Source organism: Pseudomonas sp. RL_5y_Pfl2_73, assembly GCF_963970515.1.
GTDB lineage: Bacteria > Pseudomonadota > Gammaproteobacteria > Pseudomonadales > Pseudomonadaceae > Aquipseudomonas.
In genome coordinates, this window is the sequence record NZ_CAXAPD010000016.1 from 120,004 (window position 1) to 140,073 (window position 20,070).

General features: G+C 58.9%; 20 protein-coding genes and 1 tRNA gene. 12 read left to right on the forward strand and 9 right to left on the reverse strand.

The genetic code is table 11. The annotated features are described in order from the left end of the window. The first annotated feature begins 22 nt into the window (after nt 1–22). Both AACY42_RS17125 and AACY42_RS17130 read left to right on the forward strand, forming a co-directional pair. Nucleotides 23–1,339: a S41 family peptidase gene (locus tag AACY42_RS17125; RefSeq protein WP_339481114.1), complete on the forward strand. Its 1,317-nt coding sequence runs from the start codon at nt 23–25 to the stop codon at nt 1,337–1,339. Nucleotide 1,340: 1 nt separating this feature from the next. Continuing rightward, the gene (locus tag AACY42_RS17130) at nt 1,341–2,120 is read left to right on the forward strand and encodes a divergent polysaccharide deacetylase family protein (protein WP_339481115.1); all 780 of its coding nucleotides are present in this window, start codon (nt 1,341–1,343) and stop codon (nt 2,118–2,120) included. Nucleotides 2,121–2,290: 170 nt separating this feature from the next. Here AACY42_RS17130 and AACY42_RS17135 read toward each other — a convergent pair whose 3' ends face one another. Beyond that, on the reverse strand, nt 2,291–3,046 hold the full coding sequence (locus AACY42_RS17135; RefSeq protein WP_339481117.1) for a substrate-binding periplasmic protein: 756 nt from the start codon (nt 3,044–3,046) through the stop codon (nt 2,291–2,293). 217 nt (nt 3,047–3,263) lie between these two features. Between AACY42_RS17135 and AACY42_RS17140 the strand changes: the two genes are divergently transcribed. Further along, a complete protein-coding gene (locus AACY42_RS17140) occupies nt 3,264–4,775 on the forward strand; it encodes a trypsin-like serine peptidase (RefSeq protein WP_339481118.1) in 1,512 nt (503 codons plus the stop codon). Between the two features lie 29 nt (nt 4,776–4,804). Here AACY42_RS17140 and hisF read toward each other — a convergent pair whose 3' ends face one another. The 7 genes from hisF to AACY42_RS17175 all read right to left on the reverse strand — a co-directional run bounded on the left by hisF (nt 4,805) and on the right by AACY42_RS17175 (nt 12,340). Then, nucleotides 4,805–5,575, reverse strand: coding sequence for an imidazole glycerol phosphate synthase subunit HisF (hisF, locus tag AACY42_RS17145; protein WP_339481120.1), 771 nt, complete (start codon nt 5,573–5,575; stop codon nt 4,805–4,807). Between the two features lie 9 nt (nt 5,576–5,584). Then, a complete protein-coding gene (gene hisA, locus AACY42_RS17150) occupies nt 5,585–6,322 on the reverse strand; it encodes a 1-(5-phosphoribosyl)-5-[(5-phosphoribosylamino)methylideneamino]imidazole-4-carboxamide isomerase (protein ID WP_339481121.1) in 738 nt (245 codons plus the stop codon). A gap of 42 nt (nt 6,323–6,364) precedes the next feature. Then, entirely contained in the window at nt 6,365–6,619 is a 255-nt protein-coding gene (locus tag AACY42_RS17155) for a DUF2164 domain-containing protein (RefSeq protein WP_003186749.1), read from the reverse strand. Next, entirely contained in the window at nt 6,619–7,257 is a 639-nt protein-coding gene (gene hisH / locus AACY42_RS17160; protein ID WP_339481122.1) for an imidazole glycerol phosphate synthase subunit HisH, read from the reverse strand. The genes AACY42_RS17155 and hisH overlap by 1 nt, the downstream gene beginning before the upstream one ends. After that, a complete protein-coding gene (gene hisB, locus AACY42_RS17165; protein ID WP_003186751.1) occupies nt 7,257–7,850 on the reverse strand; it encodes an imidazoleglycerol-phosphate dehydratase HisB in 594 nt (197 codons plus the stop codon). Before hisB ends, hisH begins: the two co-directional genes overlap by 1 nt. A gap of 179 nt (nt 7,851–8,029) precedes the next feature. Beyond that, complete coding sequence (locus AACY42_RS17170) at nt 8,030–10,360, reverse strand: hypothetical protein (protein WP_339481123.1); 2,331 nt, start codon at nt 10,358–10,360, stop codon at nt 8,030–8,032. A 318-nt stretch (nt 10,361–10,678) separates the two neighbouring features. Next, entirely contained in the window at nt 10,679–12,340 is a 1,662-nt protein-coding gene (locus AACY42_RS17175; protein ID WP_339481124.1) for an OFA family MFS transporter, read from the reverse strand. 259 nt (nt 12,341–12,599) lie between these two features. Here AACY42_RS17175 and AACY42_RS17180 point away from each other — a divergent pair, with 259 nt between their 5' ends. The 9 genes from AACY42_RS17180 (at nt 12,600) to AACY42_RS17220 (ending at nt 19,531) form a co-directional block, all read left to right on the forward strand. Further along, entirely contained in the window at nt 12,600–12,767 is a 168-nt protein-coding gene (locus AACY42_RS17180) for a hypothetical protein (protein WP_339481125.1), read from the forward strand. Between the two features lie 263 nt (nt 12,768–13,030). Further along, nucleotides 13,031–15,262, forward strand: a complete 2,232-nt coding sequence (locus AACY42_RS17185) for an AsmA family protein (protein WP_339481127.1) — start codon at nt 13,031–13,033, stop codon at nt 15,260–15,262. Further along, on the forward strand, nt 15,259–16,326 hold the full coding sequence (gene mutY / locus AACY42_RS17190; RefSeq protein WP_339481129.1) for an A/G-specific adenine glycosylase: 1,068 nt from the start codon (nt 15,259–15,261) through the stop codon (nt 16,324–16,326). The genes AACY42_RS17185 and mutY overlap by 4 nt, the downstream gene beginning before the upstream one ends. Beyond that, nucleotides 16,323–16,595 (forward strand): oxidative damage protection protein, encoded by a 273-nt coding sequence (locus tag AACY42_RS17195; protein ID WP_339481130.1) that lies wholly within the window; start codon nt 16,323–16,325, stop codon nt 16,593–16,595. The genes mutY and AACY42_RS17195 overlap by 4 nt, the downstream gene beginning before the upstream one ends. Before the next feature lie 102 nt (nt 16,596–16,697). After that, nucleotides 16,698–16,773, forward strand: a tRNA-Phe gene (locus AACY42_RS17200). A gap of 116 nt (nt 16,774–16,889) precedes the next feature. Next, nucleotides 16,890–17,219 (forward strand): DHCW motif cupin fold protein, encoded by a 330-nt coding sequence (locus tag AACY42_RS17205; protein WP_339481131.1) that lies wholly within the window; start codon nt 16,890–16,892, stop codon nt 17,217–17,219. Nucleotides 17,220–17,280: 61 nt separating this feature from the next. Further along, nucleotides 17,281–17,688 (forward strand): hypothetical protein, encoded by a 408-nt coding sequence (locus AACY42_RS17210; protein ID WP_014336090.1) that lies wholly within the window; start codon nt 17,281–17,283, stop codon nt 17,686–17,688. Between the two features lie 220 nt (nt 17,689–17,908). After that, complete coding sequence (locus AACY42_RS17215; RefSeq protein WP_339481133.1) at nt 17,909–18,955, forward strand: PDDEXK nuclease domain-containing protein; 1,047 nt, start codon at nt 17,909–17,911, stop codon at nt 18,953–18,955. Nucleotides 18,956–19,084: 129 nt separating this feature from the next. Then, nucleotides 19,085–19,531 (forward strand): hypothetical protein, encoded by a 447-nt coding sequence (locus tag AACY42_RS17220; protein ID WP_339481135.1) that lies wholly within the window; start codon nt 19,085–19,087, stop codon nt 19,529–19,531. A 9-nt stretch (nt 19,532–19,540) separates the two neighbouring features. On the opposite strand, the gene AACY42_RS17225 is transcribed toward AACY42_RS17220, so the two are convergent. Further along, a complete protein-coding gene (locus AACY42_RS17225) occupies nt 19,541–19,990 on the reverse strand; it encodes a carboxypeptidase regulatory-like domain-containing protein (protein ID WP_339481137.1) in 450 nt (149 codons plus the stop codon). Nucleotides 19,991–20,070: the final 80 nt, after the last annotated feature.

Below are 20,070 nucleotides of genomic sequence, written 5' to 3' on the forward strand. Positions count from 1 at the left end.
CCTATTAAGGAGTTCGTTCGACATGCTGCATTTGTCCCGCCTTACCTCGCTGACCCTGACGATCGCCCTTGTGATCGCAGCGCCCCTGGCTTTCGCCGCCGAACCGGCCTCGTCGGCACCCGCCGCCACAGCCGCGACCACCAAGGCCCCGCTGCCGCTGGACGAACTGCGCACTTTTGCCGAGGTCATGGACCGGATCAAGGCCGCCTACGTCGAACCTGTGGATGACAAGATGCTGCTGGAGAACGCCATCAAAGGCATGCTCAGCAACCTCGATCCGCATTCGGCCTACCTGGGGCCAGAGGACTTTGCCGAGCTGCAGGAAAGCACCAGCGGCGAATTCGGCGGCCTGGGCATCGAAGTCGGCAGCGAAGACGGTTTCGTCAAAGTGGTTTCGCCGATCGACGATACACCCGCTTCCAAGGCTGGCATCCAGGCCGGTGACTTCATCGTCAAGATCAACGGCCAGCCGACCCGCGGCCAGAGCATGACCGAAGCCGTGGACAAGATGCGCGGCAAGATCGGCCAGAAGATCACCCTGACCCTGGTGCGCAACGGTGGCGCGCCGTTCGATGTGACCCTCACGCGGGCGGTCATCCAGGTCAAGAGTGTGAAGAGCCAGCTGCTGGAGTCGGGCTACGGTTATATCCGCATTACCCAATTCCAGGTCAAGACCGGCGAAGAAGTCGCCAAGGCCCTGGCCAAGATGCGCAAGGACAACGGCAAGAAGCTCAATGGCCTGGTCCTGGACCTGCGCAACAACCCCGGCGGCGTGCTGCAATCGGCAGTGGAAGTAGTGGATCACTTCATCACCAAGGGCCTGATCGTCTACACCAAGGGTCGCATCGCCAATTCCGAGCTGCGCTTCTCGGCCACCGGCAACGACCTGAGCGAAGCCGTGCCAATGGTGGTACTGATCAACGGCGGCAGCGCCTCGGCATCGGAAATCGTCGCCGGCGCTCTGCAAGACCAGAAGCGTGGCGTGATCATGGGCACGACCAGTTTCGGCAAGGGCTCGGTGCAGACCGTATTGCCACTGAACAACGACCGCGCCCTGAAAATCACCACCGCGCTGTACTTCACGCCCAACGGCCGCTCTATCCAGGCCCAGGGCATCGTCCCGGACATCGAGGTGCGCAAGGCCAAGATCACCAACGAGCAGGACAGCGAATACTTCAAGGAAGCCGACCTGCAAGGTCACCTGGGCAATGGCAACGGCGGCGCCGACAAACCGACCGTTTCCGGTGTCAAGGCCAAGCCAATGCCACAGGATGACGACTACCAGTTGGCCCAGGCCTTGAGCTTGCTCAAAGGGTTGAACATCACGTCCGGCCGCTGAGATGAGCCTGCGTTTCACCTTCATCCTGCTGTGCCTGCTGACGGGCGCCGTTAACGCGGCGCCTGCCACACCCTCTTCGCCGCACAAGGCCTACCTGAGCCTGATCATCGATGACCTGGGGCAAAACCTGCCTCGGGATCGCCGGGTACTGGCCCTCCCCGGCCCGGTCACCGCCGCGATCATGCCTGACACACCCCACGCCGCCGAATTCGCCCGCGAAGCCCATCGTGCCGGCAAACTGGTCATGCTGCACATGCCCATGGACCCGGCCACCGGACCGTTCGCCTGGCATCCGGAGCTGCCCATCGAAGAGCTGGGCAAGCGCCTCGACGCCGCGTTCGCTGCCGTGCCTTATACCAGCGGGATCAACAACCACATGGGCAGCCGCATGACTGCCCAACCCCAAGCCATGGCCTGGCTGATGGCGAATTTACAGCAGCGACACAAGTTTTTCGTCGACAGCCGCACCAGCGCCCAGACAGTCGCCGCCGCCGAGGCGCAGAAAATCGGCCTCGCCAGTGTGTCGCGGGACGTGTTCCTGGACGACGAGCGCACCGAAGTCGCCATCGCCCACCAGCTCCAAACCGCCATCGACCTGGCTCGCCGGCAAGGCTCGGCCGTGATGATCGGCCATCCCTACCCACAGACCCTGGCGGTGCTCGAACGCGAACTGCCCCGGCTCCACGCCCAGGGCATCGAGTGGATCGACATCCAATCGATGATCAGCCTGCGCAGCAATCGCGCGATGGCCGGGCATGGGAAAGATGGGGTTTATCGGTAGCGGCGACCGCGTTGCCGCCATCGCGAGCAATTTCCCACAGTGGGCCTATGGTAGGCACCGCACCTGTGAACCCCCAAGCAACCTTGTGGGAGCGGGTTGGTCGAAAGTCATGTGCCCACCGCAGATCCAGCGTGGGAGCTAGCCTGCTCGCGATAGCGGTGGCGCAGTCTTCAGAGATAGCGCGCCATGATCGCGTCCACCGCACCTTCCTTGCGCAGCTCATCCAGGGCCGCTTGAAGGCGGGCGACCACGTCGTCGGGCACGTTTTTGTTCAACGCCAGGTACAACTGGGCACTGTTGAACCGCAGCACGGTCTTGAGATCGTCCACCCCTTCCTGACGCGCCAGGTATCGCCCGGCCGGGTCCCCGGTGGCCCACAGATCGATCTGGCCGCTGACCAGTTTTCTGGCGTTGTCCTGATCCCGTAATACGACAATCGGCTTCAGTCCCTGCCTGGCCAATGTCTCGGCAATCGCGTCGCCTTTATAGGCCCCGATCCGGTATTGACGCGCCTGCTCCAACGAGTCCAGGGAAATCTTGCTGTCGGCCTTGGCGAGCATGATCCAGTCGTCCGGACCAATCGGACCGACCCATTTGAAGAGTTTTTCACGCTCGGGCAATCGCGCCGTGACAAACACGCCGTACCCGGGATTATCCAGGGCCAGTTTATAAATTCGCTCCCACGGGAAACGCAGCGTCAGGCTGTAGCTGATATCGGCACGCTTGAATATCTCGCGGACAATATCCACCGCGATGCCATTGATGTTCTCGTCCTGAGCGAAGTTTTTGCCATTCTTGGCCATGTTGTAGGGCGGGAAATTTTCCGTCAGCAACACCAGGCCGACGTCACGGCGATCTTGAGCTTGTGCCCCGTTGAAGAACAACAAAGAGGCACTGGCAAGAACCAAAAGAATGCGTCTGAACATGTCTGGCTACCCGAATCCATGGCGTGCCCAAGAGTGCCTCGGGCCCGCGAGCATGTCCACAGCCCTTTGCTGCCCAGGCGGCTCAACGACTCAAAATATAATAGAGCACTCTCACCGTTGAGGTAACTATTTACCGCCAACCGTCAGCCCCTACCTGATTAATTGGAGAACACCGGCCACTGCCGGTTTTCATTCAACTAACCAAAGGTGTCACTCGATGAAATCGATCTTCTTTCTGCTGACCGGCCTGTTCTGCTCGCTGAGTTTGCAGGGTATCGCCCACAGCCAGGACTTAGGCGAAGGCATGCAAAATTTTACGGCCTCAAAGGTTCTTGAAAACGCGGATGGATCACACAACCACTGGCGAGGCGTCGGACGCCTGTTTACCGACGGCTTTTGTACCGCGACGCTCCTCGACACTCAGGATGCATCGGTACCCCAACCAACACCCGCCTATGTACTTACTTCAGGACACTGTATCGAAAAAGGCAACGGCAACATCGTGACGGATAAACCGGTCAGCGGGGTCATGCAGTTCGATTACTTCGCCGACACCGAATTATTCAAAACCTACGCGCTGAAAAAGGTGGCATGGCGCAGTATGCAAGGCGTTGATCTGGCGATCATAGAATTGGACGTCAGCCTTCAGAAACTCATCGAGGAAGGTATACAGCCCCTGGAGCTGGCCCGACAAAAGCCTGCCGACGGGACTGATGTTCTGATCGTGAGTGCCCCACTGGGTTTCAACAAAATCACATTGCGCATGGCTGCCTGCACTTTGCAGCCTGCTCGGGAAATAGTGGAAGGCCCATGGGTATGGCGAAACAACGTGATGACGCGCTGTCAGGATATAGCCGGCGGCAGTTCAGGGGGGCCGATTCTTGATCGTCACTCCAACGAGATAATAGGCGTAATAGGCACCGGTAACCAGGCGGCCGGTTTCGCTCCATGCGACGAAAATGCACCCTGTACGCGGGTTGGGGATGTCTATAAAGCCATTCCCCAAAACGTTTATGGGAACCCGACAATCTTTCTCAACGGATGCTTTGTACAAGGCCACATTGCCAATGAGGCAACTTCCTCTTGCCCGCTTTATCCAGTGTTTACCGTGAGTGCTGATACCAACGAGCCGGCAAGGTACAAGAGGCTCAAAAAACGGGATGACGGGACAACGGAGATTCCGACATGGGATTACCACTTCTCCATCAGCACCGCTTTTTATCGCCACAAGACCGTGCGCGCTGCGAAGGACTGCGAAAGTGGCCATTACTACAGCGACGCGATAAGTTCTAACGACGCGTTTATCAACAGCGAGATTGGCACCCAGCCCGGTTTCTATTTCCTTTGCATTCTTGGCGTTGATTCCGCGACTCAAGGAGCGCAGGTCGGACTCCTCAAGAATGGACTATCCCTTGCGGTGGAAGTCCTCGATGACACGCCAACGGCGCAGCCCGATTTGTCGATCAGCAGCGGAGTCGGTGTGGAGCTGGCACGCGGTAACGAGTACCGGACCTACACCGTCAAATTTGGCCCGCTGGACACCACAGATTGTTCAAGGGATGAGCAATATTCTACCGACACCAACATGGATTTCTGGTTTCCGGATGCAGAACTGCCGATGAAGTTCTGCACCATCGCCTACGACAAATCCGGACAGGCATCCGAGCCGAGGGTCGACGTGCTGAGCCCTACGACTGGCGCACAAAACGCCACCCCGGTTGCCCCCTGACGTGAGCACCGGGGCTTGTCTGTGCACGCTTATCGAATGACGATTCCGCGATGCGCCATGTAGGCCTTGGCTTCCGGCACGGTATATTCGCCAAAGTGGAAAATGCTCGCCGCCAGTACCGCACTGGCATGGCCTTCAAGGATGCCATCGGCCAGGTGCTGCAGATTGCCGACGCCGCCGGAGGCGATGACCGGAATGCCCAGGGCATCGCTGATGGCGCGGGTGACGCCCAGGTCGAAACCGTTTTTCATGCCGTCCTGGTCCATGCTGGTCAGCAGAATCTCACCGGCGCCCAGGCCTTCCATCTTCTTCGCCCACTCGACGGCATCGAGGCCCGTGGCTTTACGACCGCCGTGGGTGAAGATTTCCCAGCGCGGGGTTTCGCCCGGGCCAGAGACCTTCTTCGCGTCAATGGCCACAACGATGCACTGCGAACCGAAGCGCTGGGCCGCTTCACCGACGAATTCCGGGTTGAACACCGCCGCGGTGTTGATCGACACCTTGTCGGCACCGGCATTGAGCAGGTTGCGGATGTCCTGCACAGTGCGTACACCACCGCCCACGGTCAGCGGGATGAATACCTGGCTGGCCATGCGCTCGACGGTATGGAGCGTGGTATCGCGGCCATCGACGCTGGCCGTGATGTCGAGGAAGGTAATCTCGTCCGCACCCTGTTCGTCGTAGCGACGGGCGATTTCCACCGGGTCGCCAGCGTCACGGATGTTCTCGAACTTGACGCCCTTGACCACCCGGCCGTTGTCCACGTCCAGGCAAGGGATGATGCGTTTGGCCAGCGCCATGGTGAGTCCTCAGCCGTTGTAGGCGTCGCAGAAGGCCTGGGCCTCGGCGACGTCCAGGGTGCCTTCGTAGATCGCGCGACCGGTGATCGCACCGATGATGCCCGGCGCCTTGGCGTCGAGCAGCGCCTTGATGTCACCCAGGTTGTGGATGCCACCGGAAGCAATGACCGGGATTTTCGTGGCGGCGGCCAGGGCGGCGGTGAACGGGACATTGCAGCCCTGCATCATGCCGTCTTTGGCGATGTCGGTGTAGACGATGGCAGACACGCCGTCGGCTTCGAAACGCTTGGCCAGGTCGATCACCTGTACGGTGCTGACTTCAGCCCAGCCGTCGGTGGCGACGAAACCGTCTTTTGCGTCCAGGCCAACGATGACCTTGCCCGGGAAAGCCCGGCAGGCTTCGGCGACGAACTCAGGCTCCTTCACCGCCTTGGTGCCGATGATTACGTAGCTCACGCCGGCCTTGACGTAGTGCTCGATGGTTTCCAGCGAGCGAATACCGCCGCCGATCTGGATCGGCAGGTTCGGATAGCGCTTGGCAATGGCCGTGACCACTTCGCCATTGACCGGTTGCCCTTCAAAGGCGCCGTTCAGGTCGACCAGATGCAGGCGACGGCAGCCGCCCTCCACCCACTTGGCGGCCATGCTCACCGGGTCATCGGAAAACACCGTGGAGTCTTCCATGCGGCCCTGACGCAGACGTACGCAAGCGCCGTCCTTGAGATCGATAGCGGGGATAATCAGCATCTGGCAAACCTTCAAATACGAATATTCAGCTTGGCTCGAAAATCAGTTTTTCTCGAGCGCCCACAAGTCGCTTTCAATGCTTTCGAACCTTTCTTTAAGGTGCGTCTGCACATCGAAAATCGCCCTGTTGTAATAGTGCGGAGCAATTTCGCGGGTAAACAGGTCAAGAATTTCCGCTGCTTCGAACGAACCCAGGTCCAGTTCGAAACGTTCCTCCATGAACCGCTGGATCTTGCGGTTCGCTTCACTCTCCTGCTCGGGCGTGAGGGTGAGGATCGGCGGCTTCTTGCGGGCCATTACCAGCGCCCGTCCCACGCTGCGAAGTTCTGCAACAGCTGCAGGCCATGGGTATGGCTCTTCTCCGGGTGGAACTGCACGGCGAAGCGCGAACCATCGGCCAGGGCCGCGGCGAAATCGACGCCATAGTGACCGCTGCCCACCACCTGCCGCGCATTGCCGGCCGCGATGTAATAGCTGTGCACGAAATAGAAACGCGCCAGGTCCGGGATGTTGTGCCACAGCGGGTGATCCACCGTCTGTTTCACTTCATTCCAGCCCATGTGCGGAACCTTCAGGTGCTCGCCGTCTTCATGCAGGCCCTTGCCAAAAAATTTCACTTGGCCTGGGAACATGGCAATGCAATCGACGCCGTCGTTCTCTTCGCTGCTTTCGAGCAAGGCTTGCATGCCCACGCAGATGCCGAGAAACGGACGGTCCTGGCTGACTTCGTGCACCAGCTTGTCGAAGCCCAGGCGACGAATCTCGGCCATGCAATCACGAATCGCACCGACGCCGGGGAACACCACCCGGTCGGCTTCGCGAATCACGTCCGCATCGCTGGTGATCAGCACCTTGCCGGCGCCCACGTGCTCGAGGGCCTTGGCCACCGAGTGCAGATTGCCCATGCCGTAGTCGATAACCGCGACCGTCTGCATTACAGGACGCCCTTGGTGGAAGGCATCTGGCCGGCCATGCGGTCATCGAGCTCAACGGCCATGCGCAGCGCGCGGCCGAAAGCCTTGAACACGGTTTCGATCTGGTGGTGGGTGTTGTGCCCGCGCAGGTTGTCGATGTGCAGGGTCACGTTGGCGTGGTTGACGAAGCCCTGGAAGAACTCCTGGAACAGGTCAACGTCGAAGCCGCCGACGGTGGCGCGGGTGTACGGCACATGCATCTGCAGGCCCGGACGGCCGGAGAAATCGATGACCACGCGCGACAGCGCTTCATCGAGCGGCACGTAGGCATGGCCGTAACGACGGATGCCCTTCTTGTCGCCGATGGCTTTGGTAAAGGCCTGGCCCAAGGTGATACCGACGTCTTCCACCGTGTGGTGGTCGTCGATATGCAGGTCGCCCTTGCTGACGATGTCCAGGTCGATCAGCCCATGACGGGCGATCTGGTCCAGCATGTGCTCAAGAAAAGGCACACCGATATCAAACCGGGCCTTTCCGGTGCCATCCAGGTTGATCGAGGCTTTGATCTGGGTTTCCAGAGTGTCGCGCTCGACAGACGCCTTACGTTCGGCCATCACCAGCTCCGCAAAATCATTGGGCGAAAAAGGCAGCCATTATAGGGGCGCGAGCGGCAAACAGAAACACAAGAGGTGAGATCGGTGACGGGCTGAATCCCGGGCTGTCGGTGATAGACATGTCCATACAAGCCATCCCGTTTGAAATTCGCTCCGTCAACACAGCGTCCGCGAACGTCTCATCCAAGACGCATATATCTGAAGTGGACTGGGCCCATCGCGGCAATGGTGGTATTTGCAGTGCGATGCAGAACTCCCAAACCTGGTTCGTCGTCCCCACGGACCCCGGCAAATACCGTGCGTTTCCCAACAGGAGGTACGCGCAATTCAACTTCAGTCTCTGTTGAGTTCCCGGTTCGCCCCATTACCAATCTGACGTTTTGCCCGGCACGCGGGGGATGAGGCAACTCAAAGTTACCCGGCTGACCGCCCAAGTCCTCGCCAAGCGACCAGACTTTCCTGACGCCATCGACAAAGAACCGCGGACGCTCCAGCAAAGCTGCAAGCAATGAAGGCAGCTTGCTCTGCGTTGAAACATAGAAGGTACAGTCCACCAGACGTAGATCGCATTGTTCATCTGCGACGACTAAGTCTTTTCCATCTCTACTATCAACCACAAGCACGCCGTAGGCCTGGAGCAAGACGGGTGCAACGGGGGCTTGAGTACCGGAACAGTCGAATCTGGAGAGGCAACCGCCCGTCACTGTGTATTCACCGGGAGCCTGTGGCTTGAGGGCAACCCCGTCTTGCTGACCAACACCACGACAGTTCCTTATGGATGCAATGACTCTAAAGCCCGGGGCATTGCCCGAGGTGGAAATGCTCTCACCGACAATATTTTCGAGGTCAAGCTTGAGCGGGAACGTCCCGACTTTTGAAGGGGTTCTGCCATTCAGATTCACGTCTACGTTAAGCCCGGTACCATGGGCATTGTGAAGCGTGAACTCTTCGCAGATTGCAATAGGTGTTCCGCTGAATTGAATTTTGCCGGGCCTGATCCAGAGCCGTTGGGGCGTAGTCAATTGGGACCTGTATTCCAAGCCATCCACCATAATCCTGCGCCAAAAACGGTATTCAATGGGGCTATCAGCGGGCTTAGCCGTATCGCCTGAATTTTGGGTGTGCTGAAGCAGCTCCAGATCTCCGACATCTTTGGGGGCGATTACCCTGACGTTACGCATCAACAGATCGCCGTCGCAAAAACCACCCGTATCACCCCTGCTCTTCACAAATCCAGTACTGGTATTCGCCATTCTACGAGCGTGGAACGTGACCGTATCCAGATCCAGGTCACCCAGAGCAGTGACGAGAATACCCGAGTGGCCCACGACCATGTTTCGCAATCGTAGCCATTCCATAAATGGCTGATGAAAATCGACACGGCTGAGTACACCGTCTCGATAAGTGACTCGTTGACAAAGATTGCTCCCCGTAGCGCCCCATCCTTCGCCTTCGGCATGCGGGGTTATGTCCACGTCATAACAATAGCCAAGTTGAAAGTTATAAGCGTAGTTGAATGCACTGTTGCGAATCGCCCATTGCATCTCCATACGAGCGCTAACTTGACAACATTCATAAAAATGCACGTATGTGGGGTTTCGCGGAGTATAGACATCCTCATCCTGGATAAAACGTACGTCCAGGTCGAGCAAACTGGTCGCCACACGCACAAACTCATTTGAGATGCTGTTATTGCGTATATCGAGCGTCAACCCTTTTACCGTACGACGGCGCCGTTCCATTCGAAAAACCTTAACGGAGGAAATACCGACCCCTGCCAGCGAGTACCTTAGCGGCGACGACACTACGCCATCCTTGTAGACCCTGTTTAATTCGATTCGCTTCTGCACGTTTTCCCGATACGTATAAAAATCCTGCTCGGTAGTGATGATGACAAAGCTGTCGCTGACTTCCGGGCGCCCCATCCACCCAGAGAAACGCAGTGATCCGGCGTCGAGGTTTTCAGATCCTTTCAAACCCCTGACCACGGCTGTATCGGGCCCGTATGTCAAACCTGCATCCTGACGTCCAAAAACAAAACGTCCAGACCACGCTGAACATTCAAATGTGGCCCCGGAAAAATCACAATCGGTGGTCAACTCAACGGTGCCTCCACCTGATAGCTTGAACCTGCCCCTCGCGACCAGGGTTGCCTCAGCTTCGTTGGCAGCACGCGCGGCCTTTTGCAGAGCCAGCAGGCAGTCCTCTTCTCCCGTGGGATCCGCGCCGAATGCTGAAATCGACATCCGCTCCGACGCATCTGGAAGCACGCAAAGTTTCAAACCAGCAGCGGTTACTAGATCATGTGTTTCTGCCGCTGCGACAACTTTGTATCGAAAGCCTTGCGCCAGAATAATATCTCCCGCGGACACTGCTGAATAATCAACCTCTGTATCCGCCAGCATCTCCGAGACAGAATTGAACAAACTTCCGATGTGCGCTGACAGGCGGCGCACGAGTTTTCTTTCGGTGATTGAACTATCAGGAATCTCTTCCATTTCGCCATTCATAAACAATCACCTGAGTGTTCAACATGAGAGACGGGACTTTACTCAAGAACAATGCAGAAAACCGAATAAAAATGATGCTATACAAAACAAAGATTCAATCGGATCGAATATAGATACAACTGTCAGATCCTACAGGTGCGCCAAACGGTCCTCCAATGCTGCTCTGATCTGAGGCCAACCCTAAAACAAATGTGGGAGCGAGCCTGCTTGCGATAAGGGTGTATCAGTCGACATTACTGCCTACTGACCCACCGCTTTCGCGAGCAAGCTCGCTCCCACAAAGTTCGCCCTTACCCCTGATGGGTTCGGGCTATTGCCTTAGCGGAACAACACCGCCGTCTTCTGCAGGGTCACCCACACACCCCACGCCAACGGAATGCCCACCACCAGCCAGGCGGCGATCGCCAGGGGCTTGGTGCCCGGTGCGGCTTTCCATTCCAGCGAAGTGGTGCTGTCGGCGCCTTTGTCATGGCCCAGCGCCTGTTCGGCGGCCAGTTCGGCGTCGGTCATGAAGTACTTGTCGGCGACTGGGCGGACCAGCAGGTTGCACAGCAAGCCCAGCACCAGCAGACCGGCGAGGATGTACAAGGTGATGTCATAGGCCGCGGCACGTTCAACGCCGATGCTCAGTTGATATTCACGCAGGTAGTTCACCAGCACCGGACCCAGCACGCCTGCCGCAGCCCAGGCGGTCAGCAGGCGACCGTGGATTGCACCGACCATTTGCGTACCGAACAGGTCCGCCAGGTAGGCCGGCACAGTGGCGAAACCGCCGCCGTACATCGACAGGATGATGCAGAACGCCGCCACGAACAGCGCGACGCTGCCCAGGTGACCCAGGTTCGGGATCAGCGCGTACAAGGCAATGCCCAGGGCGAAGAACACGAAATAGGTGTTCTTGCGACCCAGGTAATCCGAGAAGGATGCCCAGAAGAACCGTCCACCGATGTTGAACAGGCTCAGCAGACCGGTGAAACCGGCCGCGATGGCCGCGATCTGGCCCAGTTGCGCAGCATCCAACTGACCGAAAGGCAGGTCATTGCCGAGCAACTTGCCGCCGAACACTTCCTGCAACAGCGGCGAAGCCATGCCCAGGATGCCGATACCGGCGGATACGTTCAGACACAGCACCAGCCATACCAGACGGAACTGCGGGGTTTTCCAAGCCACGTTCACGTGAACGTGACGATGGGTGATCATCGCGTTCGCGGCTTTCTTCGGTGCCGGGGTCCAGCCCTCAGGCTTCCAGCCGGTTGGCGGAACGCGGTACGACAAGGCGCCACCGATCATGAACACGAAGTAGATCGCGGCCATGACCAGGAAGCTCTGCCATACACCCACGCTGGTTGGCGAAGCGAAATGGTTCATCAGCGCCGCGGCCAGCGGAGCACCGACCATCGCACCACCACCGAAGCCCATGATTGCCATGCCGGTGGCCATGCCGCGTTTGTCCGGGAACCACTTGATCAGCGTCGACACCGGGGAGATGTAGCCTAGCCCCAGGCCGATACCGCCGATCACGCCGGAACCGAGCCACATCAGCCAGATCTGGTGGGTATAGATACCCAGTGCGGAAATCACCAGGCCACCGCACCAGCACAATGCCGATACAACACCAGCCTTGCGCGGCCCGGCGTGTTCCAGCCAGCCGCCCCAGATGGCTGCCGAGCAACCCAGGAAGATGAAGAACAGGGTGTAGATCCAGCCGAGCATCGAAATCGGCCAGTCACATTGGGACGAAAAGACTTGCGAGATGAAGCTCATATCCGGTGCACAGGCCATAGGCTTGGTGACACCCAAGGCCTTGGACAGCGGCAACCAGAACACCGAGAAGCCGTAGGCCATGCCGATGCAGAGGTGAATGGCCAGTGCGGCCGGTGGAACCAGCCACCGGTTGAAACCTGGCTTGGCGATGATACGTTCCTTGGAGAGGAACGCTGGCTGGTCGGCGATGCCGTCCGCCGTGATGCTCGTGCTCATGTTGTATCCCCCAATTATTGGAATGGTCCGTCAGCCTCGCGTCACCCTCAGCCTTCATCGCACGCAGGCATGGCTGTATTTTCTGGTGAAGCCCCAGTGTGCGACATAAAGTCGCAGCAGGACGGACGAACGGTCAAAGGTTACCACTTGCTCGCGGCAGAAAAACCAAAGTGATATCACCTTTTTCGTGCCATCTGTCTTATCGCACGCCTGCTCGCTTTCTGTAGGGGGCTAACGATTTATTTTTTCAGGAATTTCCATGCCCATCGTTGTTGAGCTCAGTTCCGGCGCCTGCTGCCAGGACCTGCGGGACCTACAGAGAATCTGCCGGGATGCCCCGGGCTGCCGGTTCGAACCCTTTGGCGATGCCACGCAACTGATCACCTTTCAGTTGACCGACTGCTCGGAGCCGAACGGCTGGAGATAAATCCTGTGGTGAGGGCGCTTGCACTGTAGGAGCTGCCGAAGGCTGCGATCTTTGGATCTTTGGATCCTTCGCTTGAGATTTAAGCGTCTGGGGAAAGATCGCAGCCTCGTTGCACTCGACAGCTACAGTGCAAGTTCCCTCGCCATAGGGGGCAGGCCTGCTGGTCTAATGGCGAGAATCGAGAAACGATCCCGCAACGCGGCACCAACTCAGGGCGTTATACTCCCGGATAAATTTTGAACTCAACCTACAAGGATTCGCCCATGAAAGCGTTCGGCAAAATCCTGGGTCTGGGACTTCTCGGGCTGTTGCTGATCATTGTGGCCCTGGGCTTTGCCCTGACCCACCTGTTCGATCCCAACGACTACAAAGAAGAGATCCGCCAGATAGCCCGCGACAAGGCCCACATCGAGCTGACCCTCAATGGCGACATCGGCTGGAGCCTGTTTCCATGGCTCGGTCTTGAGTTGCACGACGCCAGCGTCGCTACCTTGGCCAGTCCGACCCAACCTTTCGCTGACCTGCAGATGCTCGGCCTTTCGGTCCGCGTAATACCGCTGCTGCGCCGGGAAATACAAATGAGCGATGTGCGGGTCGAAGGCCTGAACCTGCGGCTCAACCGTGACAAGAACGGGCACGGCAACTGGGAAGACATCGGCAAGGTACCAGCCTCTGCAACGACCGCGAACCCGCCGGCACCAGTGCCAGTCGAACCACCGACCCCACCCGTGAGCCCCCCGGCAGAAAAACCTGCCCAGCCGACCCGACTGGATATCGACAGCCTGACCGTGAACAACGCCCGGGTCGAATACACCGACGAGCAGACCGGCAAGCTGTTCACGGCCGAGAGCATCCAACTGAGCACCGGCCCGGTCCACGACTCCACCAACATCCCGGTCACCCTGACCGCATTCCTGTCCAGCAACCAGCCAGCGGTGCGCATACGCACCGAAGTGACGGGGGAATTGCGCTTCGAACGTGCCCTGCAACGCTACAAGTTCGAAGACCTGAAACTGTCCGGCGAAGCCACCGGCGACCCTTTGCAGGGCAAGACCCTGAACTTCGCCGCCCAAGGCCAGCTGTTCCTGGACCAAGCGGCAAACGTCGCCGAATGGACCGGCATCAAGCTGTCGCTCAATCAACTGCGCGCCCTGGGTGAACTGAAGGTCAACGACCTCGACAAGACCCCGCAATTGAATGGCGGGGTGTCCATCGCCCAGTTCGACTTGGCGAAGTTCGTCGACAGCGTCGGCCAGAAACTCCCTGCCATGGCCGAAGGCAGCCTGAGCAAGGTCGAACTGTCCAGCCGCATTGCCGGCACGCCAAGCAGCGTCGACTTCAACAACATCAACCTGAAGGTCGACGACAGCAGCTTCAGCGGTCGTATCGCCGTGGAAGATTTTGCCAAGCAGTCCCTGCGCGTGCAGCTCAAGGCTGACACGTTCAACGTCGACCGCTATCTGCCGCCAAAGTCCGCCGAAGCCGACAGTTCCACGGCGGCCCGTGATGCCGAAGTCAGCAACACCGAAGCCAGCGCCATAGCCGGTGCCGGCAGTACACCGCTGCCAAGCGCCCCGACCCAGGGCGCCTGGAGTAACGATCGACTGTTTCCGGTGGAGCGCCTGAGCAAACTGGACCTCGATGCCGACCTGACCTTCGGCCAACTGACCCTCGATAAACTGCCGATCCAGAACGCTGCGCTCAAGGCCTCCGGCCGGGGCGGCCTGCTGACCCTGGAGAACCTGCGAGGCGACCTGTACAGCGGCAACTTCGAAACCAAGGGCACCCTGAACGTGCGCCAGCCTACGCCACAGTTGAGCCTGCAGACGCGCATCAATCGGGTCCCTGCCGAGAAGATCATCGAAAGCCAAGGCAAGAATCCGCCGGTCAAAGGCCTGGTCACCGTCAACAGCGCGATCACCGCCAGCGGCAATAGCCAGAAAGCCCTGATCGACAGCCTCAACGGCACCGCCGGGTTCGTCATCAACGATGGCGTGCTGCTCAATGCCAACCTCGAACAGCAATTGTGCAAAGGCATCGCCACCCTCAATCGCAAGGCCCTCAGCGGCGAACCCCGGGGCAAGGACACGCCGTTCCAGCAACTCAACGGCAATCTCACCTTCAACAATGGCGTTGCCCGCAACCCTGACCTGAAAGTCCGCATTCCCGGCATGACCGTCAACGGCAACGGCGACATCGACCTGCGGGTACTGGGCATGGATTATCGCGTCGGCATCGTCATCGAAGGCGACAAGAGCGAGATGCCCGACCCGGCCTGCCAGGTCAACGAACGCTACGTCGACGTCGAATGGCCATTGCGCTGCCGCGGCCCGCTGGAACTGGGCGCCAAGGCGTGCCGCCTGGACAACGAAGGGATGGGCAAGGTTGCGGCGAAACTGGCCGGCGACCGCCTCAGTGACAAGATCGATGAGAAGCTAGGCGACAAGGTCAGCCCCGAACTCAAAAATGCGCTCAAGGGGCTGTTCAAGCGATGAGAGCCGAGCAGTTCTCCAGCGCAGTACTGGACTGGTTCGACCGTCACGGGCGCCACGACTTGCCCTGGCAACAAGGCATCTCGCCCTATCGGGTGTGGGTCTCGGAAATCATGTTGCAACAGACCCAGGTCAGTACCGTGCTCAACTACTTCGACCGGTTCATGGCCTCGCTGCCCACCGTCCAAGCCCTGGCCGCCGCGCCGGAAGACGAAGTGCTGCATCTGTGGACCGGGCTGGGCTATTACACCCGTGCGCGCAACTTGCAGAAAACCGCGAAAATCGTCGTCGAACAGTACGGCGGCGAGTTCCCCCGGGACGTGGAAAAACTCACCGAGTTGCCGGGGATCGGCCTGTCCACCGCCGGCGCTATCGCCAGCATCAGCATGGGCCTGCGGGCGCCGATCCTCGATGGCAACGTCAAGCGGGTACTGGCGCGCTTCACCGCCCAGGAAGGCTACCCAGGCGAACCCAAGGTTGCGAAACAGCTGTGGGCCACCGCCGAGCGCTTCACGCCACAGGACCGCGTCAACGCCTACACCCAGGCGATGATGGACCTGGGCGCCACGCTCTGCACCCGCAGCAAACCCAGTTGCCTGCTCTGCCCGCTGAAGCAAGGCTGCGAGGCCCACATGCTGGGCCTGGAAACCCGCTACCCGATTCCCAAGCCTCGCAAGGAAGTGCCCAGGAAGCGCACCTTGATGCCCATGCTGGCCAACCACGAAGGCGCAATCCTGCTTTACCGACGCCCTTCCACGGGGCTGTGGGGCGGTCTATGGAGCCTGCCGGAACTCGACGACCTCGACGACCTGCAGCACCTGGCCCTGCAACACTCGCTGGAATTGGGCAGCCAACAGCCAATGCCAAGCCTGATGCATACCTTCAGCCACTTCCAGTTGGCGATCGAACCCTGGCTGGTCCGTGTCCGGGAAACCGGCCATCACGTGGCCGAGGCCGACTGGCTCTGGTATAACCTCGCCACCCCGCCGCGCCTGGGCCTTGCCGCCCCGGTCAAAACCTTGCTCGAACGCGCGGCCGCCGTAATGAACGCAGGAGAGTTGCAATGACCCGCACCATCATGTGCCGCAAGTACAAAGAAGAACTGCCCGCACTGGAACGCGCTCCATTTCCCGGCGCCAAGGGCCAGGACATTTTTGACCATGTCTCGGCCCAGGCCTGGGCCGACTGGCAGAAGCACCAGACCCTGCTGATCAATGAAAAACGCCTGAACATGATGAACGCTGAAGATCGCAAATACCTTCAGGGCGAGATGGACAAGTACTTTTCCGGCGAAGATTACGCCAAGGCCGAAGGCTACGTACCGCCGTCCGAATAAGCTGTTCCGCGTGGGGGCGGATCGTAAGCGACGGTAATAATTAAATATTTTTTGAAAACGTGCTTGACGCCCCCCTGAAAAACCCGTTTAATGCGCCCCGTTGCCCAGATAGCTCAGTCGGTAGAGCAGGGGATTGAAAATCCCCGTGTCGGCGGTTCGATTCCGTCTCTGGGCACCAAATACCGAAAACCCCGATCAAGCAATTGATCGGGGTTTTTTATTGTCCGGGATTTTCTTCCAGCGCCTTATCGACTCGGCTACATTCGTCCGCTCCCCTCCAGCAAGCGAATCGACATGGACATCACCGGCATCCCCTTTGGCACCACCGATTGGTCAACCATCGAGCCCACCGAACACAAAGGCGTCACTGGAACCGCGTATTGGCGCACCCAGCAGTTCGGGAACATTCGCGTGCGGATGGTGGAATATACGCCGGGGTACCTGGCCGACCATTGGTGCACCAAGGGCCACATCCTGTTTTGCCTCAAAGGCGAGCTCAATACGGAACTCGACGATGGCCGGCAATTTTTGCTCAAGCCCGGCATGAGCTACCAGGTAGCCGACCAGGCCGAGCCCCATCGATCCTCCACCTCATCGGGAGCTACGCTCTTGGTAGTGGATTGAGATTCGAAGCCCCCCCACTGAAGCTGTAGGATAGATAGCCTTATCCATCAGGAATCCGACTATGTCATCGGCCAACAAACAGCAGAAGCGCAGCCAGCGCGCCAAGGCGAAAGCCAAGCAGAACCGTACTAAGCGTGCTGCTGCGCCGAACGATTTCCTCGACCCGAACGACGAGCGCATCGACCTGGAAACCGTGGACCTATCGGACATGTTCCGACTCATGGGCGCTGCCGAAAAGATCAGCCAGCAGGCCATGTGCATCGCCTTCCTGGGGCATCCACTGCTGGAGTTGGTGCTGGAGCAGGAAGGTGAGGAAGAAGCGACCGACTTCATCTTTACCGCATTGATCGAATACCGCCGCTTGACCACCGGTGTGGATGAGCAGACCGCGCTGGATTGGGTGGAAAGCAAGCAATTCCAGGCCGATTATGTGGCTGCATCCCAGGCACTGGCGCAAGGTAAGGTCTGACTGTCACCCGCCAAGCGCTTTGTGGCGAAGGGGTTCGCGGTGGCTGACAGGCTGCGGGAATAGTTCCTACAAGCCAAGGTCAACCAACATGGGACGGCGTCATACCCGTCCTGCGTCAATCAGCTATTTTTCCTCCCAAGCAATCAGCCCCGTCCGGCATCATCGAAACGTCACCAGGAGCATCCTTGCGGTCCGCCCCTCTCAATGGCTGGACACTGCGATGACGCCACTGCTACCTCAAGATGACCCACAGCTCGCCCCCTTGATCAACGAACTCGGTGAGCTGATTCGCCAGGCACGCCAGAAGGTCCTGCGTGCCGTCGATACGCTCCAGGTACAAACCTGCTGGCAGATCGGCCGGCATATCATTGAATTCGAACAGGGCGGCGCCGAACGGGCGGCTTACGGCGCAAGGTTGCTACCGTCGTTGGCGAAAGTGCTGACGGCGCGGTTTGGGAAAGGGTTTGATGCTTCAAATTTGCGCTACATGCGTCTCTTTTATCAGGCGTTTCCAATCTGTGACGCACTGCGTCACGAATTGAGCTGGACTCACTATCGAACGCTGCTACGCGTCGAAAATGCGAATGCACGCCGTTGGTACATGAACGAAGCCGTCACTCAAAACTGGTCCACCCGCGCCTTGGAACGACAGATCGGCACGTTCTATTACGAACGTCTCCTGGCAAGCCGCGACCGGCCTGCGGTAGAGCAGGAAGCGGCCGCCAATCTTGAGAAACTGGATTTCGGTCCCAGGGACATCGTCAGGGATCCGGTGGGCCTTGAGTTCCTAGGACTGCCCAATACCGGCACGCTGCTGGAAACCGACCTTGAACAGGCCTTGATCGACCCGCTACAAGGCTTCCTTCTGGAACTGGGCAAAGGCTTCGCCTTTGTCGCCCGCCAACAACGCATCAGCACCGAAAGCAAAGACTTCTACATCGACCTGGTCTTCTACAACTACCTGCTCAAGTGCTTTGTGATCGTCGATCTCAAACGTGGCGAGCTCAGCCACCAGGACATCGGCCAGATGGATATGTATGTACGTCTCTACGATGATCTCAAGCGCGGCCCTGACGACAAACCTACCGTGGGCGTCATTCTCTGTGCGCGCAAAGACGACTCGGTGGTGCGTTATTCCGTGTTGCAAGGCCATGAACAGTTGTTCGCCAGCCAATACCAATTGGTGCTGCCCACGGAAGAAGAGCTGCGCAACGAGCTGGATCGCGAACGGGCGCGGCTTGAAGACGTGGCAGCCAACACCCAATAACCGCCTCTCGTGTGTTTTTTCAGCAACGCCTACCCCAAGAACGCTATCCTGCACGTCACCGGCCGCATCCCATTGCCCTCCAATCCAGGTGTTGCGGACCTCCCCTCACGAATTGGAAACCGAAGCCCAATGGCCTCACTGAACAAACAGCAAAAACGCGCCAAGCGCGCCAAAGACAAAGCCAAACAGATCCGCATGACCGGGCGCAAATCGATCCCGATGTATGGCGACCCGGCCCACGCCACCGCCCAGCCGCCGGTCTACGTGCTGGAACTGTTCGCCAAACTGCGCGACGCCGAGGCCATCAGCCGCAGTGAAATGCTCGATACGCTGCTCGCATCCCTGAGCGTGATGATCAATGAGCGCCCAGGCCTGCTCGACCTGAAAAACGCCGAAAACGAAAGCATGGCGGCGACCAACCTGGCCGCCGACATGCTGGTGGACTACCGCATGTGGGTCGATGAAATGGACCGCGAGACCGCCCAGCGCTGGCTCAGCACACCGGAGTTCATCAAGGACTTCAGCGAGGCACTGGACCGCTACCGCCAGACCCTGGAAGAACCCGCCAGCGAATAAACCGACCGGTTATTCGTCACCGTTCCAATGGAACACCAGGTTGCGCGCGGCCCCGCTGCCTATCTCAGCAGTGTCGCGCCGCGCCTCACCATTGCGCGTCGCCACCACGTCGTACTTGCCCGGCGGCAATTGCACGTAAACCAGCGGCCCGGCCTCATCCAGCGTCAACAGCGTTTGCCCCGACGCGTTCTGGACGGTGACCTCCACATCCGGGATGTATTTGTTTTCCGGGCCAACCGCGAATGTCATGTGCAAGTTGTAACCCTGGGCCTGCCCGATGGCCCGGGCCTCATCCTCACCGATACCGCCCGACAGGTAAGTGATGCCGTTCTGCTGCATGGGTTGGACCTGGACGCCTGCGTTGTCGATGGGCGCGAGGTTGGTGGCGTTGAGGGCGATGGGGAACAGCAGGATGCTGATGGCAACGAAAGGCAACAACAAATGGTGGAGGGATTTCATGATGGAAACTCCCGCGCTCAGGAAAAAACCAAGTGTGGCTGCTTGTTTGATTATTAATCGTCCCTATGGGTTTAGACCGA